At 44.3% G+C, this 25,849-nt stretch carries 31 protein-coding genes and 1 tRNA gene; 6 read left to right on the top strand and 26 right to left on the bottom strand.

The genetic code is table 11. The annotated features are described in order from the left end of the window. Positions 1-15: 15 nt before the first annotated feature. The gene (locus V6669_RS20715; protein ID WP_133385500.1) at positions 16-1,308 is read right to left on the bottom strand and encodes an MFS transporter; all 1,293 of its coding nucleotides are present in this window, start codon (positions 1,306-1,308) and stop codon (positions 16-18) included. A gap of 176 nt (positions 1,309-1,484) precedes the next feature. Between V6669_RS20715 and V6669_RS20720 the strand changes: the two genes are divergently transcribed. Further along, entirely contained in the window at positions 1,485-2,960 is a 1,476-nt protein-coding gene (locus V6669_RS20720) for an aminotransferase class I/II-fold pyridoxal phosphate-dependent enzyme (RefSeq protein ID WP_047844430.1), read from the top strand. A 208-nt stretch (positions 2,961-3,168) separates the two neighbouring features. Here the strand turns inward: V6669_RS20720 and V6669_RS20725 are convergent, their stop codons facing one another. The 6 genes from V6669_RS20725 to V6669_RS20750 all read right to left on the bottom strand — a co-directional run bounded on the left by V6669_RS20725 (position 3,169) and on the right by V6669_RS20750 (position 6,059). Continuing rightward, positions 3,169-3,486: a DUF1292 domain-containing protein gene (locus V6669_RS20725; RefSeq protein ID WP_036614722.1), complete on the bottom strand. Its 318-nt coding sequence runs from the start codon at positions 3,484-3,486 to the stop codon at positions 3,169-3,171. 97 nt (positions 3,487-3,583) lie between these two features. Then, the gene (locus tag V6669_RS20730) at positions 3,584-4,138 is read right to left on the bottom strand and encodes a copper amine oxidase (RefSeq protein WP_036614723.1); all 555 of its coding nucleotides are present in this window, start codon (positions 4,136-4,138) and stop codon (positions 3,584-3,586) included. A 199-nt stretch (positions 4,139-4,337) separates the two neighbouring features. Then, positions 4,338-4,538: a hypothetical protein gene (locus V6669_RS20735; RefSeq protein WP_338587893.1), complete on the bottom strand. Its 201-nt coding sequence runs from the start codon at positions 4,536-4,538 to the stop codon at positions 4,338-4,340. A gap of 74 nt (positions 4,539-4,612) precedes the next feature. Further along, positions 4,613-4,792, bottom strand: coding sequence for a hypothetical protein (locus tag V6669_RS20740; protein ID WP_017687398.1), 180 nt, complete (start codon positions 4,790-4,792; stop codon positions 4,613-4,615). Positions 4,793-4,902: 110 nt separating this feature from the next. After that, positions 4,903-5,469 (bottom strand): YdhK family protein, encoded by a 567-nt coding sequence (locus V6669_RS20745; RefSeq protein WP_338587894.1) that lies wholly within the window; start codon positions 5,467-5,469, stop codon positions 4,903-4,905. Positions 5,470-5,639: 170 nt separating this feature from the next. Next, positions 5,640-6,059 (bottom strand): organic hydroperoxide resistance protein, encoded by a 420-nt coding sequence (locus tag V6669_RS20750; RefSeq protein ID WP_017687397.1) that lies wholly within the window; start codon positions 6,057-6,059, stop codon positions 5,640-5,642. Positions 6,060-6,316: 257 nt separating this feature from the next. On the opposite strand from V6669_RS20750, the gene V6669_RS20755 reads away from it, so the two are divergent. Continuing rightward, entirely contained in the window at positions 6,317-7,528 is a 1,212-nt protein-coding gene (locus V6669_RS20755) for a chromate transporter (RefSeq protein ID WP_338587896.1), read from the top strand. A gap of 170 nt (positions 7,529-7,698) precedes the next feature. Here V6669_RS20755 and V6669_RS20760 read toward each other — a convergent pair whose 3' ends face one another. The 6 genes from V6669_RS20760 to V6669_RS20785 form a co-directional block, all read right to left on the bottom strand. Continuing rightward, positions 7,699-8,385 carry a hypothetical protein gene (locus V6669_RS20760; protein WP_338587899.1) on the bottom strand — a complete coding sequence of 229 codons (687 nt, stop codon included), beginning with the start codon at positions 8,383-8,385 and terminating at the stop codon, positions 7,699-7,701. A 2-nt stretch (positions 8,386-8,387) separates the two neighbouring features. After that, positions 8,388-9,386 (bottom strand): hypothetical protein, encoded by a 999-nt coding sequence (locus V6669_RS20765; RefSeq protein ID WP_338587900.1) that lies wholly within the window; start codon positions 9,384-9,386, stop codon positions 8,388-8,390. Then, positions 9,373-9,645, bottom strand: coding sequence for a hypothetical protein (locus V6669_RS20770; RefSeq protein ID WP_338587901.1), 273 nt, complete (start codon positions 9,643-9,645; stop codon positions 9,373-9,375). The genes V6669_RS20765 and V6669_RS20770 overlap by 14 nt, the downstream gene beginning before the upstream one ends. A 182-nt stretch (positions 9,646-9,827) precedes the next feature. Further along, entirely contained in the window at positions 9,828-12,038 is a 2,211-nt protein-coding gene (locus tag V6669_RS20775) for a M1 family metallopeptidase (protein ID WP_338587902.1), read from the bottom strand. Positions 12,039-12,263: 225 nt separating this feature from the next. Continuing rightward, positions 12,264-13,898, bottom strand: a complete 1,635-nt coding sequence (locus tag V6669_RS20780) for a recombinase family protein (protein ID WP_338587904.1) — start codon at positions 13,896-13,898, stop codon at positions 12,264-12,266. A gap of 213 nt (positions 13,899-14,111) precedes the next feature. Beyond that, positions 14,112-14,183 (bottom strand) — tRNA-Val (locus tag V6669_RS20785). A gap of 204 nt (positions 14,184-14,387) precedes the next feature. On the opposite strand from V6669_RS20785, the gene V6669_RS20790 reads away from it, so the two are divergent. Then, complete coding sequence (locus V6669_RS20790) at positions 14,388-14,645, top strand: hypothetical protein (RefSeq protein ID WP_338587906.1); 258 nt, start codon at positions 14,388-14,390, stop codon at positions 14,643-14,645. A 15-nt stretch (positions 14,646-14,660) separates the two neighbouring features. Here the strand turns inward: V6669_RS20790 and V6669_RS20795 are convergent, their stop codons facing one another. After that, the gene (locus V6669_RS20795; RefSeq protein WP_338587907.1) at positions 14,661-14,783 is read right to left on the bottom strand and encodes a hypothetical protein; all 123 of its coding nucleotides are present in this window, start codon (positions 14,781-14,783) and stop codon (positions 14,661-14,663) included. Between the two features lie 109 nt (positions 14,784-14,892). Here V6669_RS20795 and V6669_RS20800 point away from each other — a divergent pair, with 109 nt between their 5' ends. Both V6669_RS20800 and V6669_RS20805 read left to right on the top strand, forming a co-directional pair. Then, the gene (locus V6669_RS20800; RefSeq protein WP_338595004.1) at positions 14,893-15,336 is read left to right on the top strand and encodes a GNAT family N-acetyltransferase; all 444 of its coding nucleotides are present in this window, start codon (positions 14,893-14,895) and stop codon (positions 15,334-15,336) included. Positions 15,337-15,449: 113 nt separating this feature from the next. Then, a complete protein-coding gene (locus V6669_RS20805) occupies positions 15,450-15,686 on the top strand; it encodes a DUF3892 domain-containing protein (RefSeq protein ID WP_017687389.1) in 237 nt (78 codons plus the stop codon). Positions 15,687-15,760: 74 nt separating this feature from the next. Here the strand turns inward: V6669_RS20805 and V6669_RS20810 are convergent, their stop codons facing one another. The 4 genes from V6669_RS20810 to V6669_RS20825 all read right to left on the bottom strand — a co-directional run bounded on the left by V6669_RS20810 (position 15,761) and on the right by V6669_RS20825 (position 17,123). Next, positions 15,761-16,042 carry a hypothetical protein gene (locus V6669_RS20810; protein ID WP_338587908.1) on the bottom strand — a complete coding sequence of 94 codons (282 nt, stop codon included), beginning with the start codon at positions 16,040-16,042 and terminating at the stop codon, positions 15,761-15,763. After that, on the bottom strand, positions 16,026-16,247 hold the full coding sequence (locus V6669_RS20815) for a hypothetical protein (RefSeq protein ID WP_076328059.1): 222 nt from the start codon (positions 16,245-16,247) through the stop codon (positions 16,026-16,028). Before V6669_RS20815 ends, V6669_RS20810 begins: the two co-directional genes overlap by 17 nt. A 190-nt stretch (positions 16,248-16,437) precedes the next feature. Further along, entirely contained in the window at positions 16,438-16,758 is a 321-nt protein-coding gene (locus V6669_RS20820) for a DUF3889 domain-containing protein (protein WP_036614744.1), read from the bottom strand. Positions 16,759-16,814: 56 nt separating this feature from the next. Continuing rightward, positions 16,815-17,123: a hypothetical protein gene (locus tag V6669_RS20825; protein WP_338587910.1), complete on the bottom strand. Its 309-nt coding sequence runs from the start codon at positions 17,121-17,123 to the stop codon at positions 16,815-16,817. A 260-nt stretch (positions 17,124-17,383) separates the two neighbouring features. On the opposite strand from V6669_RS20825, the gene V6669_RS20830 reads away from it, so the two are divergent. After that, a complete protein-coding gene (locus V6669_RS20830) occupies positions 17,384-18,286 on the top strand; it encodes a manganese catalase family protein (RefSeq protein ID WP_338587911.1) in 903 nt (300 codons plus the stop codon). 220 nt (positions 18,287-18,506) lie between these two features. On the opposite strand, the gene V6669_RS20835 is transcribed toward V6669_RS20830, so the two are convergent. From V6669_RS20835 to V6669_RS20870, 8 genes are all read right to left on the bottom strand, one after another. Then, complete coding sequence (locus tag V6669_RS20835; RefSeq protein ID WP_338587912.1) at positions 18,507-18,800, bottom strand: DUF6809 family protein; 294 nt, start codon at positions 18,798-18,800, stop codon at positions 18,507-18,509. A gap of 144 nt (positions 18,801-18,944) precedes the next feature. Next, positions 18,945-19,124 carry a ribbon-helix-helix protein, CopG family gene (locus tag V6669_RS20840; protein WP_338587913.1) on the bottom strand — a complete coding sequence of 60 codons (180 nt, stop codon included), beginning with the start codon at positions 19,122-19,124 and terminating at the stop codon, positions 18,945-18,947. A gap of 301 nt (positions 19,125-19,425) precedes the next feature. Then, a complete protein-coding gene (locus V6669_RS20845) occupies positions 19,426-20,511 on the bottom strand; it encodes a DUF3626 domain-containing protein (protein WP_338587914.1) in 1,086 nt (361 codons plus the stop codon). Positions 20,512-20,691: 180 nt separating this feature from the next. Beyond that, positions 20,692-21,273, bottom strand: a complete 582-nt coding sequence (locus tag V6669_RS20850; protein WP_338587915.1) for a DUF3221 domain-containing protein — start codon at positions 21,271-21,273, stop codon at positions 20,692-20,694. A 126-nt stretch (positions 21,274-21,399) separates the two neighbouring features. Next, the gene (locus V6669_RS20855) at positions 21,400-21,729 is read right to left on the bottom strand and encodes a hypothetical protein (RefSeq protein ID WP_338587916.1); all 330 of its coding nucleotides are present in this window, start codon (positions 21,727-21,729) and stop codon (positions 21,400-21,402) included. A gap of 237 nt (positions 21,730-21,966) precedes the next feature. Further along, positions 21,967-23,682: an ABC transporter ATP-binding protein gene (locus tag V6669_RS20860; protein ID WP_338587917.1), complete on the bottom strand. Its 1,716-nt coding sequence runs from the start codon at positions 23,680-23,682 to the stop codon at positions 21,967-21,969. A gap of 44 nt (positions 23,683-23,726) precedes the next feature. Next, positions 23,727-24,758: an iron ABC transporter permease gene (locus tag V6669_RS20865; RefSeq protein ID WP_091028555.1), complete on the bottom strand. Its 1,032-nt coding sequence runs from the start codon at positions 24,756-24,758 to the stop codon at positions 23,727-23,729. Positions 24,759-24,760: 2 nt separating this feature from the next. Next, positions 24,761-25,816 carry an iron ABC transporter permease gene (locus V6669_RS20870; protein WP_338587918.1) on the bottom strand — a complete coding sequence of 352 codons (1,056 nt, stop codon included), beginning with the start codon at positions 25,814-25,816 and terminating at the stop codon, positions 24,761-24,763. Positions 25,817-25,849 lie beyond the last annotated feature (33 nt).

The raw sequence follows: 25,849 nt of genomic DNA on the forward strand, positions 1-25,849 counted from the left end.
TCCCTTTTCTTTTGCTTATTTGGCCGGAGCGGTGCGAAACGGATTGCGGGATAACACAAAGTGCACAACGGCAAGTCCTGCCATGACGATGGCACTGCCAATGAATGGGGCCGGATGGCTAACGTGGTCCCACAGCAACCCGGAAACAATAGGGCCTACAACCATGCCAGATCCCTGCAATGTAAGGAAGAATCCCCAGATTGCTCCCCGCTCCCCTTTGGGAATTAGTGTGGCTACAAAAGCATTCCAGGCGGGCAGAATCATGGCATAACTGATGCCCACCAACATGACAACACCAAACACCACCGGAATGGATGTTATGGAGGAGAATGCGAACAGACTCGCCGCCGCCATCAAAAAACCAACGTTCAGGAACGGTTTCGTGCCAAACCTGTCTACCATTTTACCTACAGGCAGTAAGGCAATAACGGTTATTCCACCTCCCGCAATCAGCAACAAACTGTAAAGGTTCGGTGAGATGTGCAGATCTGTGCGTGTATATAGCGTGATTACTGGACTAAGCAGCCCAATGACAAACGACTGCATAAACAAGGCAGGATACACCAGTGGATTAACATTAAGTGTGCTGCGTACCCGTTGTAGTGTACCCTTCACACTCTTTTGCAGCCGGATGAACGGCGTGAGCAGATTCGGTTTGGCTGGATATTTCACATCACTATTCTTCGCTGCTTGCTCGGCATGCTCTCCTTCAACAATGACACGTCCAGGAAGAATCATGGCCACCAGAATAACGAGAATGGCACAACCCATCAGCACGAGGAATATAGTTCGATAATCATGATGCGTACGCTCCAGCAACCAGTTCATGCCAATTGGTCCAAGGCCTGTACCGCCCAGAGCGGCCATCTCCAGCGCCCCCATTGCTGTACCATTCTTGTTCTGTGGGCCAGACATCGCAGTCACCCCTGTCATGGCGCAAGGCCAGAGTGGTGACGTACCAATGCCAAGAATGAGACAGGCCATGGCCAGTCCAAAGGCACTTTTGAGAAAAAGGATCATAATAACAGCGATTAAGGTACAGATTAGTGCTGTAACCATCGTTGCGCGGAACCCGATCCGTTCTGCTGCCCAGCCGGAAGGCGCCCGGAACAGATTATCTCCCAGATATTGAAGAGCAAATGCCACACCAATGACGCCTGCAGACAGACCCAGTATATTGTCCATATAGACGGGCAAAACAGCTACCAACAGGGCCCCTTTGATAATTTCAACTAGAAAAAGTGTCAGCCACATCGCGATAAAAAATGGTGATCGCAAAATTTTGGCTGGTTTTGTATCGGTTTGCATTCTTTTTCCCCTTTCGCCGTTCAATTGCCTATTCCCTATCCTTAGTGTAACCGTGGGGAATGTGTCCAAATCTCGGCAATTCAAAAAATTGTCGATTATACTGTTGCATTCGGTTCTTAATTTGCTATACTCATCTTTGTTTACCAATTTTATTAGGAAGGGTTGTGACAGCACTGATGAATCACCACCGTACGCCGCTGTTTACCGCTTTAAAAAATCATGCGGCACTCAATCCGGTACAGTTTCATATTCCGGGCCATAAAAAAGGATTGGGAGCGGATACCGAATTCCGTGAATTTATTGGCGATAATGCCTTCTCCATAGATTTGATTAACATCGCACCGTTGGATGACCTGCATCAGCCAACCGGTGTCATTCAGGAAGCACAGATTTTGGCAGCAGATGCCTTCGGAGCCGATTATACCTATTTTAGTGTACAAGGCACAAGCAGTGCCATTATGACCATGATTCTGTCTGTATGTTCACCGGGTGACAAAATTATTGTGCCCCGTAATGTGCATAAATCGGTTCTGTCCGCCATTATTTTCTCAGGCGCCAAACCCGTATTTGTGTCTCCTTCACAAGATGCCAATCTGGGCATTGACCATGGAGTGACTACACAGTCTATCCGTCGCGCACTTGAGCGTCATCCTGATGCCAAGGCATTGCTTGTAATTAACCCGACCTATTACGGCGTGGTTACAGATCTTAAAGAAATAGTTGAGCTGGCACACAGCTATCAAGTCCCTGTCCTCGTTGATGAAGCACATGGCGTACTCATTCATTTCCATGAGGATCTGCCGTTGTCTGCGATGGCAGCAGGTGCCGATATGGCTGCAACCAGTGTTCACAAGCTTGGTGGCTCCATGACACAGAGTTCCGTACTCAACCTGAACACAAAGAATGGGTTCGTGAATCCACAGCGTGTACAGACGATCCTGAGTCTGCTCACCTCTACATCAACTTCATACATTTTGCTTGCTTCACTCGATACATCAAGACGTAACCTGGCACTCCACGGTCGTGAGATTGCACAGAAGGCGATTGAACTAGCTGAGTTTGCCAGACGTTCGATCAACGATATGGATGGCCTGTATTGCTTCGGTAGAGAGTTGCTGGGCACAGAAGCGACCTTCAACTATGATCCAACCAAAGTAACGATCCATGTTCGCCATCTGGGTATTACAGGGTATGAGACAGAGAACTGGCTGCGTGAACATTACAACATCGAGGTTGAACTTAGTGATATGTACAATATTCTGTGTCTCATCACGCCAGGAGATACAGATGATAGCGTGGATATCTTGCTAAACGCTTTGCAGGATCTATCCCGTACCTATTATCAAGTTAACCCGGCCCATGAACTGGTGGTAAAAGTTCCTGATATTCCACAGTTGATGCTGACTCCACGTGATGCATTCTACGGTGATACCGAAGTGATTCCGTTTAAGGAATCCGCAGGACGTATTATCTCGGAATTCATCTATGTCTATCCGCCAGGAATTCCGATCCTGTTACCGGGTGAGGTTATCACCCAGGAAAACATCGACTACATCATCGATCATGTCGAGGTTGGATTGCCTGTCAAAGGACCCGAAGATCGCAGCGTAACCAACGTTAAAGTGATCGTGGAAGCCGATGCCATTTTCTAGAACAACCCCATTTGCGCTGTAAATGGGATGAACTTAAAGGACCAAGCCTTAAGCTTGGTCCTTTTTTATTTTATGGGACAAGCGAGTTTGCATTTTCCCGTCTATTTTGTCGTTCAAATCGGTGGTGTAAATGCTCGTATACTCTTAAAAAACAAACAAAAGGCCCCCTGAGATCAAGGAGCCTTCATGTTATGTTCCAAAAGAATGACTATTCTTGTGATGCAACGAGTTCGTTGTAAGCCGCTTCAACGCGGTTCCACTCTTCTTCGTCTTCAATATTGTAGAGCACCATTTCCTCGTCTTCTTCTTCCATACGCAGGATGATGCCGTCAGCTTCAGGATTGTTACGTTCCAGCAGGAGCGCATAAACATGCTTCTCCACGTCAAACGTCTCCACCAAAACCATCTCCACGTCTTGGCCGTTCTCGTCTGTTAATGTGAGAAGGACTTCTTCATGCTCGTGGTCGTGGTCGTGGTCTTGCCCGCATCCGCAGCCATCGCCGTGTTCATGTGTGTGATCGCTCATTGAAATACCTCGCTTTATAAATAGAAATTGTGTAACCTTGCATATCGTAACATGTTCAATGACCCAGGTCAATTTAACTCACAGGGTAATTTTCGCTTCAATCATTCAGCGCTGTAATGATTTTCTCCGCTACCAGGACGTAGCTGCTGTTTGCATTTTCTTTAATATGAAAGCCGACTTGATACTTGCCGGCACGACTGAAATCGTACGTAAAATCGTATGTGCGGAACCAGAAGTTATCCTTCTGTGTCGTAAGCTCCTGTGACTGGATATCCTTCACCTGACCGCTTGGATTGGTAATCGTTACTTTCACCGCAGCTACATCTGCTGTCAGACTGTCCACTTGTGAAAATACATTGAATTTCAGCTTACCTACGTTAACGTTGCCAAATACAGTGTCTCCCTTGAAGAGAAAAATATGTACATTCGGTTTGATCACCGTTACTCTCTTGTTACTGCTGTCCCATTTGACGACGCCTCCGGCTTCCCTTACAGGTACATAGGTCGTTCCATCAATGAGATAACCTCCATCAGCTGCTTCCTTGCCGTTAATGAGAACACGAATCTTCTCGTTCACCGAATCTGCAAACAATAAAGACCCGCCGAGCAAGGAGAATACCGTGACACAAAGCAATATTCGTTTCCATTTCATCCCGTCAATATTCCCTCCCCTGCTGCTAGCTGTTGTACATTTATACTGCAGATTCATCCACAAAGTTGCGCTGTTTTTCATCATTTTTCATTTTTTATCCAGAATTTTTTCCACCCCTTGGAATGCACAAAAAGAGGCGATCCTTATTAAAGGATGCCCCTGATCTATAATTGTTATATATGCGGCATTATACGAAGAGTTATGAAGAAGTATGGCGAGTCAGGATACAGGGAACACCTTTGCCTATAGCCCCTTCGATTCGCATCCGTGCAGCGTAATCCATGCCACGTGTACATGGTGTCTTGCATTTCTCACATACATCCGAAGTGACCAACTTCATGGATACACGAATTTTGTCACTCTTTAATGCGGGAGCTTTCTTACCTTTTGCTTTTGCCATCCCGGATTCCCCATTTCCCCAAGTGCTTACTGATGTAATGCATCATATGGGGATTCGCCCGGTTGTGTGTCTATTTAGAAAACGTATTTAAATAATAAAAATATGACAAGGAGGATACCTCCGAGAATAAGCCAGTTGCTGATTTCATACCAAATGCTCTTGCCTCCGGACAGGTATTTCTGTTCATTCTCCTGATGACGCTGACGGTGGGTATCGGTCTCAGAGCCATGGGGTGGTTTGCTAAAATCCATCATAAGTACATTCCCCTTTCAGCAGTTTTGTATAATCTTAATACCATTATAACCCATAATTGAGTATTAAATTGATTTTTCTGTATAAAAAGGGCTGTTTCATACAAATGGTTCTATTGGCTAGCAGTTAATTCTTCTTCTGTGACCCATTTGTGATTCTTAACCAAATCTCCCCCTGTTGTCGGGGTATAATCAACCATATATACCGTTGTCTCTTCAGCAGAATCAATTGTGGCCTTCGCACCCTTCATCCCTTTCATGTGATCAGCGCTCAACACTACCTCAGAACCTGCCGCATACGGTTGTTCCTTATGGTCCTGTATTTCCTCATGGATAACCCATTTATGATTTTGCACGGGATCTCCGCCTGTTGTTGGTGTATACGTAACTGCATATACCGTAGTTTCATATGCTCCAACGACCTGTGCTCTCGCACCCTTCATGCCTGACATGTGGTCGGCACTCATCAGCGCCTGGCTTCCTACTGGGAAGGTGGGGTTGTTTTTTTCCCGCAGTCCTTCCGGTAGCTCTCCCGATTCAGAATGGTGCATCTCACCTGCGGCAGCTGTATGACTGTCATCGTTGCTTTCAATAGTTTGCCGAGTCTCCTTGCCACATCCACTCAAAATCAAACTGCCTGTAATCAATATAGTCGATAGGGTCAGTAAATATTTTTTCATGTTTTGCACTCCTTTAATTCTATTTGTATTATTCATTATACCCCCTATAGGTATATTGCAATCATTATTATTGCTTTTTCCGGGCAGACGTATCTTACAACGGAGCAAAATAATACAAAAAAACCTCCGATTTCTCGGAGGCTTCTTTTAACAACAAATAGTTTCAATGATTACGCGAGTTCCACGTTAACATTCACGTTCCCTTTAATTCCTTTGGAATATGGGCAGTAGTCATGGGCAAGTTTCACAAATTTCTGTGCTGTTTCCTCATCCAGACCGAGAATCTTAACTTCCAAATCGACTTGAAGCTTCACACCGTTGTCCTCAGAGTCCGTCACCAACATTACAGTAGCAGCTACGGTACTTCTTTCAATTTCAACTTTGTGTTTCTTCAATTGAAACTCCAGCGCGGAGTTAAAACAAGCACTATACCCTGCTGCAAACAACTGCTCCGGATTGGTAGCTGTCGTCACTTGTCCTCCGAGTTCAGGCGGTGCAGCAACATCCAACATAAACACGTTATCTGGGGATTGTACGATTCCTTGACGTCCGCCTGTATTGATGACTGTTGTTTCATATAATGTTTTCATTTGTGAAAACTCCTTTAGTTGATTAGATTTATTTTGACTTAATTTTGACTTCTGTTGTATCGCTAACAATTACATTGTACACAATTAAATTGTGTATGTAAATAGCTAATATAAAAAAATAATATAGTTTAATGCTGCGTTTAAATGAATAGCGATGAGGAGGATTATAATGTAGTTATCGGTAGAGGAAATGTATCCTTCCTTAACTTTCATCCATCGGATAACCTAAGTTGAACCGTTAAGGAGGAATAACACGTTTGGAGAATAATTCATTTCTAACCCCAGAAAAGCCCAAACATAAAGTCAGAGCACTTTCTGAGGTGTTGGCTGTATCAACCAAACTCGGCTTGACTTCATTTGGAGGACCAATCGCTCATCTTGGTTACTTTCATGAAGAATATGTTCGCCGTAGAAATTGGATGGATGAACGAAGCTATGCAGATTTAGTTGCGCTATGTCAATTTTTGCCCGGGCCTGCCAGCAGTCAAGTCGGGATTGGAATTGGCATCATCCGCGGCGGTTTGCTGGGGGGACTGATGGCATGGCTTGGTTTTACACTTCCTTCTGTCATGGCGTTAGTATTGTTCGCTTTCCTTCTGCAAGGATTTGATATCAGCAGTACGGGCTGGATTCACGGTCTGAAAATTGTTGCTGTAGCTATTGTCGCTCAGGCGATATTGGGTATGGGGCAAAAATTAACTCCTGACCGTTACAGGGCAACCATCGCTATCTTTACTGCAGCGGCGACTCTTGTGTGGCCAACTGCGTTCACCCCAATCCTTTTTATTGTTATTGCAGGCATGATAGGTATGATCTATTTTAGAAAAATGACAGGGATTAATACAGTAGACTTGTCTGTCCCTGTGAGTCGTAAGTTGGCAATCGTCTGTTTGGTTACGTTCTTTGGAATCCTGATTCTGCTCCCGTTCCTCACACCCTTTGATCGTTCGGGATGGCTGTTATTCTTTGATAGCTTCTACCGTTCAGGATCACTTGTATTTGGTGGAGGGCATGTTGTCCTTCCGTTACTGGAACGTGAATTCGTCCCTACAGGTCTGATGAACAAGTCCGACTTTTTGGCGGGATATGGGGCAACACAAGCTGTACCTGGACCATTGTTCACCTTTGCCAGTTATTTAGGTGCGATGATGCGTGGGGTTCCAGGTGCTTTGGTTGCAACGATCGCTATCTTTTTGCCAGCGTTCCTTCTGATCGTAGGAGCATTGCCCTTCTGGAATTCTTTATGTAGAAGCTCGAAAATTCAAGGAGCATTAATCGGAATTAATGCAGCCGTAGTAGGTATTTTGTTGGCTGCGTTGTACGATCCGCTCTGGACAACTGCGATCCTAACTCCTGTTGATTTTGCACTGGTATGTATGTTATTTCTAATGCTCGTTTTTTGGAAAGTACCACCGTGGATCGTTGTTGTTACTGGTGCAGCAGGCGGTACAATCATCAATCTTCTCTAATAAAAAAGGTACCCAAACACTGCACTTCTTTATCAAAGTGTCCGTGTTTAGGTACCATTTTACTGCACGTATGTCTTTTTACCGATCCATGCAGATTATCTATTTATTCTGTTCGTCATTCCAATTCAAATCATGCACCTTATTCATCTTCCGGCGTCTCCCCAGTTTGATTAATTACTCCAGATATCCACTTTCATCTGTGCACATTTGAAATACTTGGCCTCTGCCTTACTTGTAGTCAGTTTCAACAGACATTGCAGTTCTCCATGTTGGAACACCCCACCGCTAAGGTCAGCGGCAACACCTCCATATTGATCATCCGCACCAAGCCATACGGACGGTCTCTCGAACCCAGCTGAGAACTGTAATCCGGTACATAGCAGCACAGTGAGATTCTTACGGTTCTGTGCTTCATCTCCTGCTACGCCATGGGTGGTGAAGAACACCATGTTTTGATTAAAATCCGTGTACGTTCCATCTGCTTTATAGGCACGGACCATACCATACTTTTGATTTACGTTTTGAAAAAAGGTGATTCCGGCCTTGCTATCCTTCGATTTAATGCCAACCTGAACTGAGATTCCAATGTTCCCGTTTAATTGTAGCGCTTCCAAAGTGATTGCAATTGCGGTTACTTTCGAGCTGTCAATCAGATATTTCATTTTCAACTCTGCCGTGGCTCCTGCCGTTGTCGGTGTTGTAACGGTTATGGTCCCTCTGTCGGGCAACGGCTCAAACGTAGGGGTGCCCACCACCTCCACCCAATCCGGTAACGTTCCGTAAAGAAAATCGGCCACAAGCTGTTTGTGGACCTTTCCAAAGGGCACGATTTGACCCGCTGCATCACGTATAACCATCTCTACACCCCCACTGAATAGGCTACACCGATATTATGATCGGTATTGTAATACACGTACACTACGCCGTCCATAACGGACACCATCAAGGATTGCATGTTGGTCGTTTCCCAATTCAATGCCGGAAAATATATATCTGTAGGTTTGTCCAACAGTTGACGAAAGTCTGCGCTGATCTTGGCAATGGCAGGCCGAGCTACAGTCGTAACTCCACCGGAAGCATAAGCCGATAACATACCCAGCCACCACATGCTCCCTTTGTACATAAATACACCAGCATTGGGTCTCGAAATGTTTTCTCCTGCACTTAAAGTGGCATCATTACCACCCATTAATGGTCTTGGATCAGCTAACCAGCTACGTCCGTCATGTGAATGCCAGATACATTTACGACCAAAATCCCCACCGCCCATCACCGAGAAACCGATCCATTTGCCGCCATTTCTGAAACACGAGAAGTAACCGGTATGACCATCACCTGGGAACCCGGGAGGTTTGTCCAAAATCAAACCTACTCTTGTCCAGTTGATCATGTCTACAGAGGTTGCAAGTGCCGTTGATTGATTGATCCCCAGTCCGTTTTGTTGATAATACATAAAGAACAATTGTTCTTCATCGTTCCAGATCACAAATGGAGTTTCCGTCGAATTCCCAACCACAGTATCGAGATACACCTGTCCGTGTTTGGTCCATGGTCCTGTCGGGCTGTTGGAGTAGGCTAGTCCAATTCCTCCGATGTGATTATGGTTGGTAGAATACGTAGCATAATAATCTGCTTTTGCATCAGGGATGAGCCCCTTCACCTTGATCGCCCGAAACCAATAGATCGATTGAAGGCCCGCCATTGCAGCGGTATACATAGGATTGTCCATTTTTTTATCAAATTGAGGCGTGTACATCCGTCTGGATTCTGCATCGCAATAATCATAAGGCGCAACGGACCTGTTTGCCTTCATCGCTGCGCCCAGTGCTGCCTGAGCAATATTTTCAGTCATAGACATGGGAACTCAACTCCTTCGTGAGCAGGGTATTACCATTTACCGGTCGCGAATATAGAACATCCGAAGTGTCCTTTAATAGGATTGAAAAATCAACAACATTACCCTCATTCGCAGTCGGCTCCTGAGTAATACAAATGATAGGACAAATTCTAGCATTATATGAATACGCTTTCATTTTGTTCATTCCTTTATTTCCTTTACAGTTGTAATCAGCAACTGTCCCTTTCATTGGTACGCCCGGATAATGTTGATCCTTCATATTAATCCCTCCTATTGTTTTCTCCCGATAAGTATATTCATGAAGTTGCCTTTCTGTTAAAGCATTATGCCCATCTTGCAGCCTATTATTCTAAGTCTGGTTTTCATATAAAACATAAACAGGCTAACCAATACGAATTGGCTAACCTGTTTGAACAAAGAAACTGCAAAACCAATTACTTATTAGTCCGCAAAAAGTGAAGATATGGGATTCGCAACTTTTTTATTGGATTTCTCCTTGCCTTGGTTATCCAATACATAGTACTGATAAAAGTCGTTAGTGAATCCGATAGACTCCTGTATTTTCAGCTTAAAAGCTTCAAATGCCGCATCACTCAGATGATCCTCATTCCAGAAATAATGAAGCAGCAATCGATTCTGGTTATATGGATGTTGGATAACATATGCACCCGCGGCGAGAGGTTGATTCATGGTATTCTTCCAAGCGAAACCCGTCTGTTTCGTCCGATCGATAATGTTGAATTTTAAAGCCTGCACCAATCCGTTTGATTTGGCATTACCAATGACAATAAGGTTGCTGTTGCCGATCTCTTTTTTCATCTTTTGCTTCAGTTCCTTGCGATCCCTTATAATGTCGTATCTCATACCGGTCATATCAAGGAATCCGGTCAACTGATTAACCATATCTTCCTGCTGTTTAGTTGCAAGCTTACTCACCTGATCGCTGAGCACAATGGTTAATTCCTCGCCTTGAAGGGCTTTGTCCATCAATCGATTCATCACTTCATAAGGCAGATTGGGGATCATACCCATGACAGCCTGATATTGCAGTTGTAACATGTCATGTACATAGGCGGCGGTCTCTTCCTGTGATAATTGGTATTCCGGCTTTAAGACAAAGTTAGGCTGATATAGAGCCATCTGCATTTCTGAACGTACTTCCTTACCAAGCACATCTTCAATGGTTTGAAGCAGCCCCTCTATTGTTGCATTTTGATGCACGTAGCGTTTGAAATATGTTCTCATCAACTCGTCAAATTTCTCTTCACCTACGGAACGGTAAAGCTGATAGATCGCTTGTCTCCCCTTCTGATAATACACCAAACCTGCCAAATCCCCAGCTTCATCGTTTGTTGACGCAATCGCCATATCTACGGGCGCAGTATCAAACTGTATGGATCTGAACCCATTTAGCTTGTCTCCCTGTTTCTCGGCAAAATAGACCATAGAGAAATCGGCAAAGCCTTCATCCAGGAAGGATTCAGTCTCCGAGTTATTACCGATCAATGCATGGAACCACTGATGCGCTATTTCATGAACAAATGTTGTGTCTTCTTCTGGAACAGCACCATTTTGAATCTGTCCCATCTGAATGAGCCTCGCATACTCCACGGCAACGCCTTGTACATACGTCTCGACAATTCGGAACTCTGGATAGGGATACTTGCCATATTTCTCACTATAGAAATCGATGACCTTGAATGCCTGATTAATGTACCGGTCAACTATCTTTTTCTTGGATGGGTCATCGTTGAAATAATAATACTCCACCGTCAGACCGTTACGGGTAACGCGTTCCACTTGAAGATTAGGACTTGCAAAGAAAACAAACTCCCTCGTATTCTCGGCTTCAGCAGACACATTCTTACGACCATGTCCTGTACTGTCTTGAGTGGTGATCGTGCCCGGCATGGCAACCTGATACTCATCAGGAACATTGAATTGAACTTCAAAGTCCGATGAGGTGTAATAATCGCTCTCAAATGTTCGACTATACGGTGCCTTGTTCCATTGATGCTTAACCTCGTCGTATACAGACATCACCGGGAACCAGTGCGCACCATTGATCATGTCCTTGTAGTAGGAAACTCGCTGTGAGCCATAGGGTATATTCAACTGAAACTCCAGTTGGAATGATACCGATTCGCCTGGTTGAACGGGCTCTTTCAACTGCACGATCAACGCCTGGTTTTCCTTATGGAAATCCAGCGATTGGCTATCTGCGGTTACAGCCTGAATATCGATGCCACCCAGAAAGTCGTCTGCTTTCTTCTCCGGATGATCTGCACTAATCTTCTCATTATGCTGTTGGTACATACTCGCCTGTGTAGACTTGGAGAGGTTTGCATCAGCATATGTATGCAGGACCAGCTGCTGGAGAGTATCCTTGCTTGTGTTGCGATACGTTACCTTCTGGTTCCCCTGGATCGTCATGTCCTTCTCATTTAATCGAGCCTGGATCTGGTATTGAATCGGCGTCTGCTCTAGAGAGTCTTTCTGTGTGTTATGTATCTTCGTAGATACAGGTAGTGGGACAGCTTCCGCAGCAACAACCCCAATGTTGGCAAGTGGACTTGTTGCCAGTATGAAGGCCAGTGTACCCGCGATTCCTACTTTGGCTAACTTTGATGTAAATGGACTTGAATAATTCATAAGTTCTCTCCTTCTCATGTTCTATATCAAACTCAGAACCAAGTATAGAAGACGAACCTTACGCTGAATTTATGTTTTATTTAAGTTTTGTTTAAAAAAGGAAGAGAAACTGAAACTATCGCAAATCGCATTCATGTTTGTATGTAAAAAAAGAGAAGAAGCCTTACAATGTAAGGCTTCTCATGTATGATCTGTAGTGGGCTCGAACCACTGACCCCTACCCTGTCAAATAAGTGAGCTCTTGATATCCTTACTCTCTCTGTATAGATGACCGAGTAATTCTTTTATTCCACCCTTGATTTCAACCAATATTTTATCTTTGCTAATGTAGACCACCTCTAGCAATGTGCTTAACATCATTTTCTTCTTTTCTGTAGATGCATTTGTAAATATCTCCCCCCAAACTGGGAGATCATCTTTTAGAGCCTCCATCTCTGATATCTCCATTTTTTTGGAGGATAACAATTGCTCTATTCCCTTAATGTCTTCAGTAGTTTTCTGAATTTCGTTTTCTTTTTTCTCGATAAGACCATTGAGCATTTCTGGTTTGAATGCGCTCTTACCCATTATAGATTTTGGAACCTCAGCGTTTAATGTCACAAGCTCCTCGTAGTTCTCTTCCAGTAAATTTTGCATTGTTTTTATTTTTTCCTCTTCTTCACTAGAAACCTTCTTTTTTAATGATTCAATTTCTGATTGGAAATCTATTGTTCTGAGTTGACTTAAGTATACATCCACTCTTTCTAAGACTTGTCTCTCTACCTTCTTTGAAGAAAATGTTGCCTGTCCGTTACAATCCGTCTTTCCTTGCAATTTTCCACTACAACGGTAACTTTTATTCTGATTGTATCTGACTATTTCTCCATTAGCTGCTTTGTATTTATTTACAAATGTAGTCGTGGTCAATCTAGAATTACAACAACCGCATCTGGCTATTCCAGTTAAAAGTAAACTTCCTTTAGTGCTTATGGGAATGGAATTTTCATTTCTTTTTGGATTCTTAGGGTTCTTTTTATCCCTTATATCCTGTACACTATTCCAATCCTCTTCTGAAACTATCATTAATTCAGGGATTGGTTTTGAAAATATATCGTCTTCTTTTTCTTTTCTGTATCTCATTACTCCTTTGTAAATTGGATTCTTAAGTATAACGTTTACAGTAGGAGCACCCCATTGTTTTGCTTTTCTTGTCGGAACATTTTTTTCGTTTAGAAGTTTAGCTATTCTTAATTGTCCGTAACCTTCTTCAAGCACTAGTCGGAATATTTCTTGTACGATCTTTGACTCTTCTTCGTGCTTGCACAGTTTTTGCAGTGCTTTTCCTTTTTTATTTACATTACCGGAATCAACACTTTTATACCCGTAGGGAATACCTCCTCCCCTAAAAATACCATCTTCGACCATCTGTATATGTTTTTCGTTGACTCGTTCAGAGGTCTTCCTACTTTCATCGCTTGACTGCCAGAATCTTAAGTAGTTGACCATCCGATCGGTGTATGCTTCAATTTTTTGCTGACCTTCTATTACAGACCACATTTCTACCCCTTTGTTTACAAACCACTCAAGTACAAAGGGAGTCTCATCATCTTTTCTTCCAAGCCTATCAAACATAAATACCAACAAGACATCGAATAAACCATTCTCTGCATCCTCTTTAGCCTTTTGTATAACATCACGCTTCGAGGCAGGTACTTTAAAACCTGATACCCCTTTTTCGATATATTCCTTAACTAGCTTCCATCCCTCTTGTTTCTCTACCATCTTCCTGCATGCTCGTTGTTGCATTGGAATATCGTTCCCGTCCATCTGACCTTTTGTGGACACTCGATATAGTGCCGCAACACGCTTTATTTGTCCCATTCCATCAACCACCATATCTTTTTTCTGTATTATTTTTATCGATAGTCGTAACTACTTTCACTGCTTAATTTTATCCAAATTGTACCATTAAGTATATTTATTATCAACAAAAACCACCTACACATATTATTGGAGGTAGGCATATTATTATATAAAAAAAACAACTCCTCTTGAGATATAATTCTCAAAAGAAGTTGCCTTTAATTTTACATATAGGACGAGTGGGGATCGAACCCACGACCCTTACCCTGTCAAGATAATGCTCTCCCGCTGAGCTATCGCCCTGTAATAATTAAGATGTATCAATCGCGGTCGTACTACTAAATTTAACTGAGCTAACAGATCATGATATATAATTGTTTCCCAATCAAGTAACAGTATCATATCAAGTAACCGTGTTCATTGTCAATGATTTATTTGGTTATAATTCATCCGAAATGGTGCACAATAAAGGAAAGATTACCATTTACACAACGAGGTGAATTCCCTATGAGAAACTTAACAAAACGGTCAAAATCCAATAAACATACATTTACCAAATGCTTATTCCTCTACGCTGGGCTTGTGATTCTCACTACAACCGTTACTGGTTGCGGCTTGGAACGGGATGAACATACGGTTCAATTCCAACAATTAAAACAGCCCAATGAGAATATTGAATCTCTGCCCGTCTGGCTGGACGTATACTCCAAATCTGTAATCCAAGATGTATATTCTCCACGAGGAAGCAGTGAAGTATTACCGTGAAGATTAACAGGTGAATTACTCCTCTTCATCCCACTTGCGTGAGTATGCTTTCTTGGTCACGTAATACAACAGAGCAATCATTCCCGCCGACATTAACAATGTAATTACCAGGATGCCTGTCATGCCTGTCATGCCCATCACTCCCCCCTCCTCTCCCAATATGTTCCAGACTTCACTATACAGGAAAAACTTTTTTTTGTATAATTCAGTCTGATATGTCGCGCAAGAGCAGAAAGAAGGAATGGAATTGGCAGCGGAGATTAGTTATGTATCGACAGAAGAGCAACTGAAGCAAGCCCTGGAAATTCGCCATCACGTTTTTGTGATCGAGCAACAAGTGCCTGCCGAGATTGAGATTGATCAATATGATGTCATTAGTCCGGATGTGCATCATGTATTGTTAAGTACAGATGGCCAAGCTGTAGCCACAGGACGTCTGATCTATTACAGCAAGGATACGGCCAAAATGCAGCGGATAGCGGTGCTTGAATCTCATCGTTCATTTGGTTATGGACGTGTGCTTCTGCTCGCGATGGAGGAGCTGGCACGTGAACTCGGCTTAACCTATTCTGTACTGGATGCGCAGTGTCAGGCACAGAAATTCTATGAAAAACTGGGTTATGAAGTGATTTCGGAAGAACCTTTTTATGATGCAGATATTCTGCATGTTCGTATGAGAAAGAGCTTGTAAACCCTCGGCGTCGGCAGGTTTTTATCAACATATGATGCATACTTCCGAAGAAATCGGATAGGCTAATCAGGTAAGCAGATTCCTATCTCGTCATATAAGGAGAGTGTGACATCATGGATCAAACAACACGCGAGAGTTTCACAGCCGTACAGAAAAATGGTGACGGTGACCTGACAGCTTTTCAGACTTCAGCAGGACGTGTACTGGATTATCAGCAGGCACTTGCAGAAGTAAAGGCTGGCGCTATTGCCGGTGTGAATGTATTTAAAGGCAAGGATGGCGAAATGTACATTCGCGGCGATGCCGACGGTGACCCAACCAACAACTTGGACCAACTTCCCCATTTCTAAATAGATGCACATGTCGTATGTGTGACACAGTAAGCGCCGATCCGGATATCCGGGTTGGCGTTTTCTTATTAGAATTAATAGTCCGTAAAATATTTTACGGAATCACCGGAAGGTTGGCTTTTGCGAATCGGCTGTTGTGCCTGTTCCCATGCCTGCAAAATCTGTATCCCTTCCAGAGTAGATCGGTTCTCCCACGCGATGTGCCCGGTGCGTTCAAGCTCCAGCAATGACTCATGAATGTAAGCTCTGCTTCGTCCCGTCTTGGTCTCCAGTTCATCCATACGCGGCAGCCTGCGCCGTTGTCCTGCATAGTTCACCATAATACGTAAAATCTTGCGTTCAAAGTCGTTCAGCATACTTTACCTCCCCATTAAGGTCCTTAACAGGACGCCATGCCAGAATACCTTGCTCCAGAAAGGTTCGGGGTGAGCCTTCTTTTCCCGCTGATGCTCTAATCATCCCGCCACGTACACTGTTAATTCGAATCTGTCGCTGCGTAATCTGCCCTGCACGATCCATGTAGACAAGCTCCACCATCTGGCCAATATATTTCCCTAGCATAATCATCCCTCCGATAAGAACGTTTGTTTGTATTTCATATTATATGCGAACATAAGTTCTTTATTCAATAGTAAAAAAAGGATTTTGTAAAATAAAAAACCAGACTTTCACCTTAATGATTAAGGCAGTCTGGTTCAACCCATAGTATAGACAATATAAAACATGGCTTGTAATGACCAAGTTCAGCGGATCAGTGTCGATCCGATTCCGAAAATTGTACTTTCTTTAACTGCTGTGTAGATGGATTAAAATCAACATTCACATAGACTGCAAATTGTTTGCCGTCTTTCGCACGAACCCATAGCTTGAACTGTTCCCGTGATTGATCCGCTGTTAGAGAGGTGCGACCGATATGCTTATAGTCCAAAATATCCACATTATACTTGGTCTGTGTTTCTTTGACCGCAATAATTCCCCACTTCGCATAATCAGGGATGGCGGCGCCTGTGCCTGATGTAATTCCGGCTAAACTCAGAACTACCGACATGACGGTAACGATGAGCATTCTCATTTCACTCACTCCTTGGGACAATATGTTTCTGTTATATTGCCCGTCCGGGTTTCATTTTACACGAATAAACGAAAGATCCAGGCCAGTGGCCGTAGGGAAAAAGGAACCACATGAACAAGCCGGTCAAATGAATCAGGAGGCTCCGTCCGGAAACTCATTCCCCAGTCACCCGAGAAAAAGTGTTGTTGTGTCTTCGGCTCCTCAGGACGTTCCAACCCGTATTTCTTTTCAAGCCTTTGCCTCGTTTGTTCATCCACCTGAACCTCGTTCGTAACGTCATATGCTGTGGCAGGCTCGCTGCTTATGTACATCTGAATCATTAGAAACATCACAATCCCAACTATTTGTATCCAACGCTTGTTCATCTCTTACTCCTTTATGGATCATGACTCTCTTCTCTTGTACGTGAAGACTCGTTTGAATGTTTGATTATACATAAATTTGACCGTATTGGAAATAACAAATGGGAGAAGAGTTGGGGCATGCGTTATGCGATGCTTAAGTCCCATTTGGTTGATTTTTTGTTTAAAAAACCCAATAGACGTGTAATAGGCCATGACAGAGTGACTCCACGATCTGAAACTCTACACGATCTGCAATACCAATTTGAGGAGGTTACACCCGAATGTTCAAACGCTTGGATGAAATCCTGATTGAGATTCCCAATGTCGAGAAGCCAGATCCGAATGCTGCGGCAGCCATACAAGAATTACTCGGCGGCAAATTCGGAGAAATGTCAACGTTGAACAACTACCTCTATCAATCGTTTAATTTTCGATCCAAAGAAAAGCTGAAGCCCTTCTATGACCTCGTCATGAGTATTACGGCCGAAGAATTGGGTCATGTTGAACTCGTGTCTCATGGCATTAACAAATGCCTCAGAGGTTCAACCGAGTACAAAGAACCCGACGATACACCGCTAGGTTCCGTGAAAGATGCTCGTCTGTCGTATCACTACCTGGCAGGTGCACAAGGCGCAATGCCTTTTGACTCTATGGGTAATCCATGGACGGGAGCAAACGTCTTCAACAGTGGCAACCTGGTCGAGGATCTGCTGCATAACTTCTTCCTTGAATGTGGCGCCCGTACCCATAAAATGAAAGTGTATGAAATGACGGATCATCCGGCCGCCCGGGAAGTGGTTGGTTACCTGCTTGTCCGCGGTGGTGTGCATGTGGTTGCTTATGCAAAGGCGCTTGAGATTGCAACTGGCGTAAATGTGACCAAGCTGGTTCCTATTCCTTCACTGAACAACAAAGCCTTCAACGAGGCTCGTAAATATGAAGAAAAAGGCGTACACACCAAGCTGTATACCTATAGTGATAAAGATTTCAATACGATCGGCCAGATCTGGAAAGGAACTCACCCCGAAGATGGACAACCTCTGGAAGTCATTCAAGGGATACCTGAAGGATTCCCGATTCCAGAAGCTCCTGCGGTCGAGGAGGAGTTCGCACCAGGCATCTCGCAAGAAGACTTTAAGGAAATTGCGCGTCGCCTAAAAATGGCGGGGAATATTGCGGATTAAGGAACCATCTGTTTAACAGGTTCTTTCCCTATATTATTGTTAACTCTATGTTTAAGTGAAGCCCTCGAACCCTACTGCTGAATGCAGAGAGGATTTGAGGGCTTTGTTATAATAAATTTTTGATAAAATTTTATGATGCAAAATAAGTATGTTGTATGCACGTCATTTCCTGAGAATTTAGCTGTAAAAGTAAACCTGATCTCTGTTCGCATCGTTAAACTTAGTTAAACTCCATCACCGATTCCTCCCGCTGACTCATGACTTCAATTAACATGTTGGCACCCAGACGAAAACCTTGTGCAAACGCTGCTTCCGTATGCATCCCCTCACATCTGCCACACAAGTCAAATAACTGTTCAAGCTCACGGAATTCTTCATCGCTCAATCGATTCTTCCATTGCTCTGTCAGAGCTGCAATCTGCCGCCCTAACGCTTGGTATTCAGGGTGTGTCGGCATCATCATCTCATCCGGTCGAAGTCGTCCATTATATAATGCTTCTACTATCGAATTCATGTGCATCCTCCTGTATATCAATTCGCAGCTCACTTGAATGAACGTTCTGCACATGGTAGGATATTTATGCAGTCGCTCATTCAACAAGTGATTGCGGGATAGGAAGCAGCGGTGTTCTTCGTCGGACTTACGCTGCTTCCTTTTTTATTTTTGGAGCTCGTCGTAAATCTTCTCAATCCCTTTGCGAACGATGTCTGATCGATTCGTATTCAGCTTTTCAGCCGAAACATCGAGCTTGTTCATAATTTCCTGATCAACACGGATTTTGATCGTTTCGCTTTTGGGATTGTCAGACAGCGGACGTCCCATCTTCTTGGCGGACATTGCTTCACCTCACTTTTTGTGCCAACAATAATAGTATAGTTGTTGTTGGCACAAAAAGTCAATTCACTTGTAAAACATACGTTCGTTTTTGTCACAACAGATTCATAGATAAATGTATGGTCAGTAATCCGTTTGAATGATAAAAAAACAACCTTGAACGGTTAGGCGCTCAAGGTTGTTAGAGTACTATTATTGAGTAACAATTTAAGATTCAAGAGACACGCAAACAATTACGAAGAAGAATTTGGTGTTTTAGCATTTTTATCACTACATATTCAATATTTTTATCTCGAAAACCGTTTTACTTGTCCATTGGTTTTCCATATCTCACTAAGACATGCCAAAGTAGTTTTAATTCTTGTAGAACTTCTTTGTAGGTTCCTCTATCGCTCCAATGGCTTGAGTTTCGTTTCAAATCCATAGCTGCAGAACCAATGATATTTGCATCAATCAAATCACTTTTTGCAATTCTTTTGGCCAGTGAAGGCATCGAAGGACCTCGAAAATCCATTGGAACGTCATCAACTAATAGTGTAAAGCCCATGTGCCAGTGGAGATCAATGGAATACTTTAAACATATCTGCTCTAAGATTTGTCCTGTAGGTGTGCCTTTAAATGATGGGTCGGCAACTAGCATCTTGACATCTTTTTCAAGGGAAATATCACCATGAACCTGAGCTTCGATATAATGGTCCAGATTTCGGTTTGGCTCTTGGTTTGATGGATCTTGGAATGGTTTCTCAAGATTGAAGAGCATATGGTTGATCAACTTTTGAACCGTTAGATTTCTTTCACCAATGGCAAAATCACTATAGAATACATCCCTCATAAGAGCAGCCAAAATGAGGTCAAATTCCTCATACGTTCCCTTTTCCTCGGGGTCTTGGTGAGAATCCAAATATGTATACGTGCAACGTTGAGAGACCTCAGTGGATAAAAGGAAGTAACATGATCCAAAACGCGGAGCAGGTCCATCCGGATGTAACATGACATTGAGTGCCCCATACTTGGGACGTTCGCTATTGGTTGAACCATTTATTTGGTACGCTCCGCCAAACATTTTATTCTCCCAAACGTCACGTTCACCGCCTGAAAATGCGGATACACTTCCATTCGATAAGAAAGTTTCAAACTGACTTTTATAAACCCCCTGCTCAAGTAGTGCCTCAGCCACGCTTTTCATATTCGGATCTAATCGATCTGGGTGAAAGTGTAACGCGATACTTGCATGAGATTTTAGTTTATTGATAGCATCTTCAAATGTCTTCAGCTCGATGTTGGACACACGAAGGATTTCCCTAATGGTTTGCTCCGCCTCATTTTTGCGGCTTTTTGCATAATTGGTTACATGCTCTTGAGCTAATTGCTGAGACCTTGATAATTCCATGCGCGTAAGAGTCCTTTCCCTTTTTATAAAATCATAATACATGATGGACAGTAAGGGAACTTACAGGCGGTTCAAAAATCATGATAGCTTGCAATTAATCTAATCCCCATCATTTCTTTCAATTTGAATCATATTCATGTGCAACGCGTGTTCCTCCACCATCATAAAGCTATGAACCCCTTATTCTCCGCCTTGTGTCTTAACTTTCTCCTCATCCTTCACGGTCACATGAACTACTTGCTCTTCATTCGCTGTATTCGCATCTCGCATCTGAATGGTCCATGTCCCTGAATCTGCATCAAACCGTGTGTCCTCTATGACGGGAATATGCATGTTCTCTGTATCAAGTGAATGCAGTCCGCTACGAATCGCATCCGCATCCGTCATGTGCGCACCGTCTGGAGTATTTGGACAAGATACCGCTATCTTTTCTGCTCTGGCCTGCCCAGGATAGGGTTGATTTTCCGGGCCTCCATCCGTCCAGACTTCAACATAGGAGCCGATCTGCGGATCAGGTGCATTGGAGAACCATTTTGCGGGATAATACCGATTTACTCCTCCGTTCTCACTGAAATCCTCATATGCAGGATCAACCACAAGAATGGAATTGTCTTTGCGTTCAACCACATAACCAGTGAATCCATCTTCACTTGGTGCATTCGCTTGAGTCTGCACAGAGTTGCATTCGTTTGATCCTGAACATCCCGTAAGGCATACGATTAGGGTTGAGAGCAACATAAAGACTTGACGAAGATAGGACATATGTAAATCCCTCTTTACTAACACCTCTTTCTAAGCTTAACGTTTCATATCAGGTTATTGTTACAAATACAGCTGTTAGCTCACCCTTAACTTCCTGACGGACCCAGCACCGATCAACCCAAATAATCACTTCTTTAAATCCCTTTTGTACACGTACCTTCCCCATACCACCAACGCCGCACACAACAAGATCACACAATAAGCCCATACAAAAAACATGGCAAGCCCCAACCCGATGTTAGCATCCAGGCGCTTATCAAAGATCTCTGTGTATAGCGAAAAACCGAGTGGCACGGCGCCAACAATGAAAAGTCCAATGGACCATCCACCCCAGCGTTGGAAACCAGACCCCGCATGAGTACTGGAAAGTTTGCGAATCCCTTGAATCAGAAGCCACCAAATCAGAATAAATAAAAGACAGGTTATAAGAATTTTCAGCATATCGTTCAATTGCATATCGTGCACCTCCTATATCTTGCAAGATGATGAACATATCTTACACGTTAAGCTTTCTCTTTACTATATTACCCGTATCCATATCCATGAACATGATCACAGGCAGATAAGAGCACAGTACCCCTGACCCACACCTAATCATAAAAAAGAAAATAACGCCACCGTCCTGACTCCTTCCAAGTCAAGAAAGATGGCGTTACTTCTCGTATTTACATCGTTACATCCACATCGGATAGATTACGCGCCAAACTGCGCATAGTGAAGGCGGCTGTACACCCCACCTGCTGCAAGTAATTCTTCATGACGTCCCTGCTCCGTAATGCCTTGTTCAGCAACAACAATAATGCGGTCTGCATTTTTGATCGTAGCCAATCGGTGGGCAATAACCAGTGTGGTCCGGCCCTCGGACAATTCCGCAAGGGATTGCTGAATTGCTGCTTCCGTTTCTGTATCCAGAGCGGATGTAGCTTCGTCCAGGATCAGAATTGGCGGGTTTTTCAGGAACATACGGGCTATGGACAAGCGTTGTTTCTGTCCACCTGACAGCTTCACACCGCGTTCACCAATTAACGTATCCAGCCCTTCCGGCATGGACTGAATCAAAGGTTCCATCTGTGCACGTCTGGCAGCCATCCAGATTTCTTCTTCAGATGCATCCAGCTTGCCGTAGGCAATATTCTCGCGAATGGTTCCATCGAAGAGGAATACATCCTGTTGTACAATACCGATCTGACTACGCAAGGAGTCCAGTGTCATATCCTGTATCTCCTGCCCATCAATCGTGATGCGACCTTCCAGCACATCATAGAACCGTGGCAGCAGACTGCATAGCGTTGTTTTACCTGCCCCCGATGGACCGACAAGGGCTACCGTTTCACCTGCATGTACATTTAGATCAATACCTTTGAGCACAGGCTCCTGATCCGAATAACCAAAGGTCACTTGCTCATAACGAATATCTCCACGCAAATGGGATACCGCAACGGCACCTGGACGATCTTCCACATCCGGTTCCATATCGAGCAGCTCCGTATAACGTTTGAAGCCTGCAATCCCTTTGGGATACGTCTCAATAACCGAGTTGATCTTCTGGATCGGTGTCAAGAACACATTGGACAACATAATAAATGCAATGAACTGACCGTAAGTCATACTGCCGTTAATGACAAACCATGTTCCGCATACCAGGACAAAGAGGGATACCAGCTTCATCAGCATATAACTGACAGAGGAATTCCAGGCCATGATTTTGTATGCGATCAGCTTCGTTTGACGGAAACGACCGTTGTTCACAGCAAATTGTGCTTTTTCATGCTCTTCATTAGCAAAAGCCTGAACAACACGGATACCTGTAATATTGTTCTCTACACGAGCGTTGAAGTCCGCAATATCTCCGAACATTCGACTGAATGCCTTGGACATTTTGCTACCAAAGTAGAGCGACAGATAGATAATCAGCGGCACGATGATAAAGGTTAACACCGCCAGATTTCCGTTAATGCTCATCATGATGCTGAATGCACCAATCAGTGTCATGACCGCAATAAATACATCCTCTGGACCATGATGGGCAATCTCACCGATATCCATCAGATCGTTAGTCATGCGGGACACAAGATGTCCTGTTTTTGTATTATCGAAGAAACGGAACGATAACTTCTGCACATGATTAAATAGACTTTTACGCATATCCGTCTCGATGTTAATACCGAGCTTGTGTCCCCAATAGGTAACCACGAAGTTCAGGAATGAATTCAATAAGTAGATGCCAAGCAATGCCAGACACGCCCATAGAATCCAGTCCCAGCGGCCGCCTGGCAGCAGATCATCGACTACCCGGTTAACCGCCAGTGGAAAAGCCAGTTCAAGCAGCGCGACCAGAATCGCACAGCTGAAGTCAAGAATAAAGAGTTTTTTGTAAGGCCTGTAGTAGGCAAAGAAACGGCGAAGCATGGACTGAAGTCCTCCTTATGCAATCACACAATAATGATTACGTTCTATTTCGTCTTGCTTAAAAGATACAGGAAGTATGGCGCACCAATAATGGCAACCAGGATCCCCGCAGGAATCTCCGAAGGCTGCAGGATGACACGACCCAGCGTATCTGCAACCAGTACGAGCAATGAACCGATCAAGGCGGATGCAGGTAACAGGAATTGATGTTTTGGACCCACCAGACGACGCGCCAAATGCGGTCCGATCAGACCAACAAAACCGATCCCCCCACTCACAGATACACATGAACCGGCAAGCCCTACCGCAGCAGCAAGCAAAATCAGTCGCTCACGCTCAACCGGAGTCCCGAGTCCGCTCGCAGTCTGGTCACCCAGATTCAGTACGTTTAGTACACGCGCCTTGTACAGAACAAGCGGTACAAGAATGATTAGAAACGGAAGCAATGCCGTTACAAATTTCCAGTTCGAACCCCAGATGCTACCTGCCATCCAGGTAGCCACAAATTGATACTTTTCCGGACTAAGCCGTAATGTAAGCACGATCATGGCAGAACTGATTCCCGCCGCTACCCCGATCCCCGTAAGCAACATACGCGTAGGCAGGATGCCCTCTCCTTTTTTGTAAGAAAGAACGTAGATTAGAAATGCAGCAAAACCGGAACCGATCAGGGCCAAAATTGGCAAAAGAAATACCGGCGCTGCTGTCGTTGTTGGGAAAAAGGAAACAAATAACATGACGACCAGACCAGCACCTGCATTAATCCCGAGGATCCCTGGATCTGCCAGCGCATTTCGAGATACCCCCTGCAAAATACAACCAGATAACGCTAGTCCTGCTCCGACCAGCACCGAAATCACAATACGTGGCAGACGGAATTCAAACAGGATCAATTCCTGTTTCGCCGTGCCTCCACCAAACAGGGTTCGCATCACCTCAAGCGGCGAAAGCTTGGTAAAACCTGTGTTCATGCTCACCACAAAAGCCGTAATAATTAATAGGGCAAGCACAATGAGGACAATCGTACTCTTGGTTCTCTTCTTGCGCTCTGCTCCAACTATTGTTGAGGATTCCATCGTTACAGAGTCCTCCTTTCTTTACGCGCCAGATATAGGAAGAATGGTACCCCGATGAGGGCAACCAATGCGCCAATTGGCGTCTCGTACGGCGGGTTAATCATACGTGCAGCCAGATCCGCAAATACGAGCAGCAAACTGCCCATCACAGCGGAACATGGAATAATCCAGCGATAATCGACCCCAACCAGCTTCCGCGTAAGATGGGGAATGATGAGTCCGACAAAACCGACCGCACCCACCACGGACACAGCGGTACCCGCGAGAATCAGTACAACAATCAGGCCTATGAGCTTGATCAGCCCAGTCCGTTGCCCCAAGCCTACCGCAATATCTTCTCCGAGACTAAGTAAAGTAATGGAACGGGAGATGAGAAGACCTGCGATCAGTGCAGCGAGTACCCAGGGGAACATGACCTCAAGTTGAGACCACTTCGTTCCGGCTACACCACCGGCCGTCCAGAAAGCCAGATCTTGTCCAATTCTGAAATACAATGCAATCCCTTCACTGAGTGCCGACAACATCGCAGATACAGCCGCACCTGCAAGCACAAGGCGTAGAGGTGTAAGGCCTGATTTGGAAGCTGCACCAAAACCATACACCAACAGGACACCAAGCCCTGCCCCAAGGAAGGAATACATGATGATATACATAAATGGCAATCCAGGGAAGAAGGCAAAACAAACTGCAAGCGCAAATCCAGCTCCCGCATTCAACCCAAGCAGACCTGAATCGGCCAGCGGGTTACGAGTCATGCCCTGCATGATCGCCCCAGCTACAGCGAAACATGCACCTACCATTGCTCCTCCAAGAATACGTGGTAACCGAATCTCCCATATGATCTGATGTGGAGTCAGCTCAGGATTGAAATCAAAGATAGCTTTCCAGACTACACTAAGCTTAATATCAGCAGCACCAAATGAAATGGACAACGCCATACCCAGAGCGAGTAACAAGATTCCCCCTGTAAGAATAAGTGTGGCTGCCCACGGACGAGTGTGTATCTTCGCTGTGGGTGAATCCGGATTATGTTTTTCTGGTGAAGCTTGTGAACTCATACGCGCCCACCCTCGTTATGAGTGGAGCTGCTC

The sequence above is a fragment of the Paenibacillus sp. Y5S-9 genome (genome assembly GCF_036894235.1).
Taxonomy (GTDB): Bacteria; Bacillota; Bacilli; order Paenibacillales; family Paenibacillaceae; genus Paenibacillus.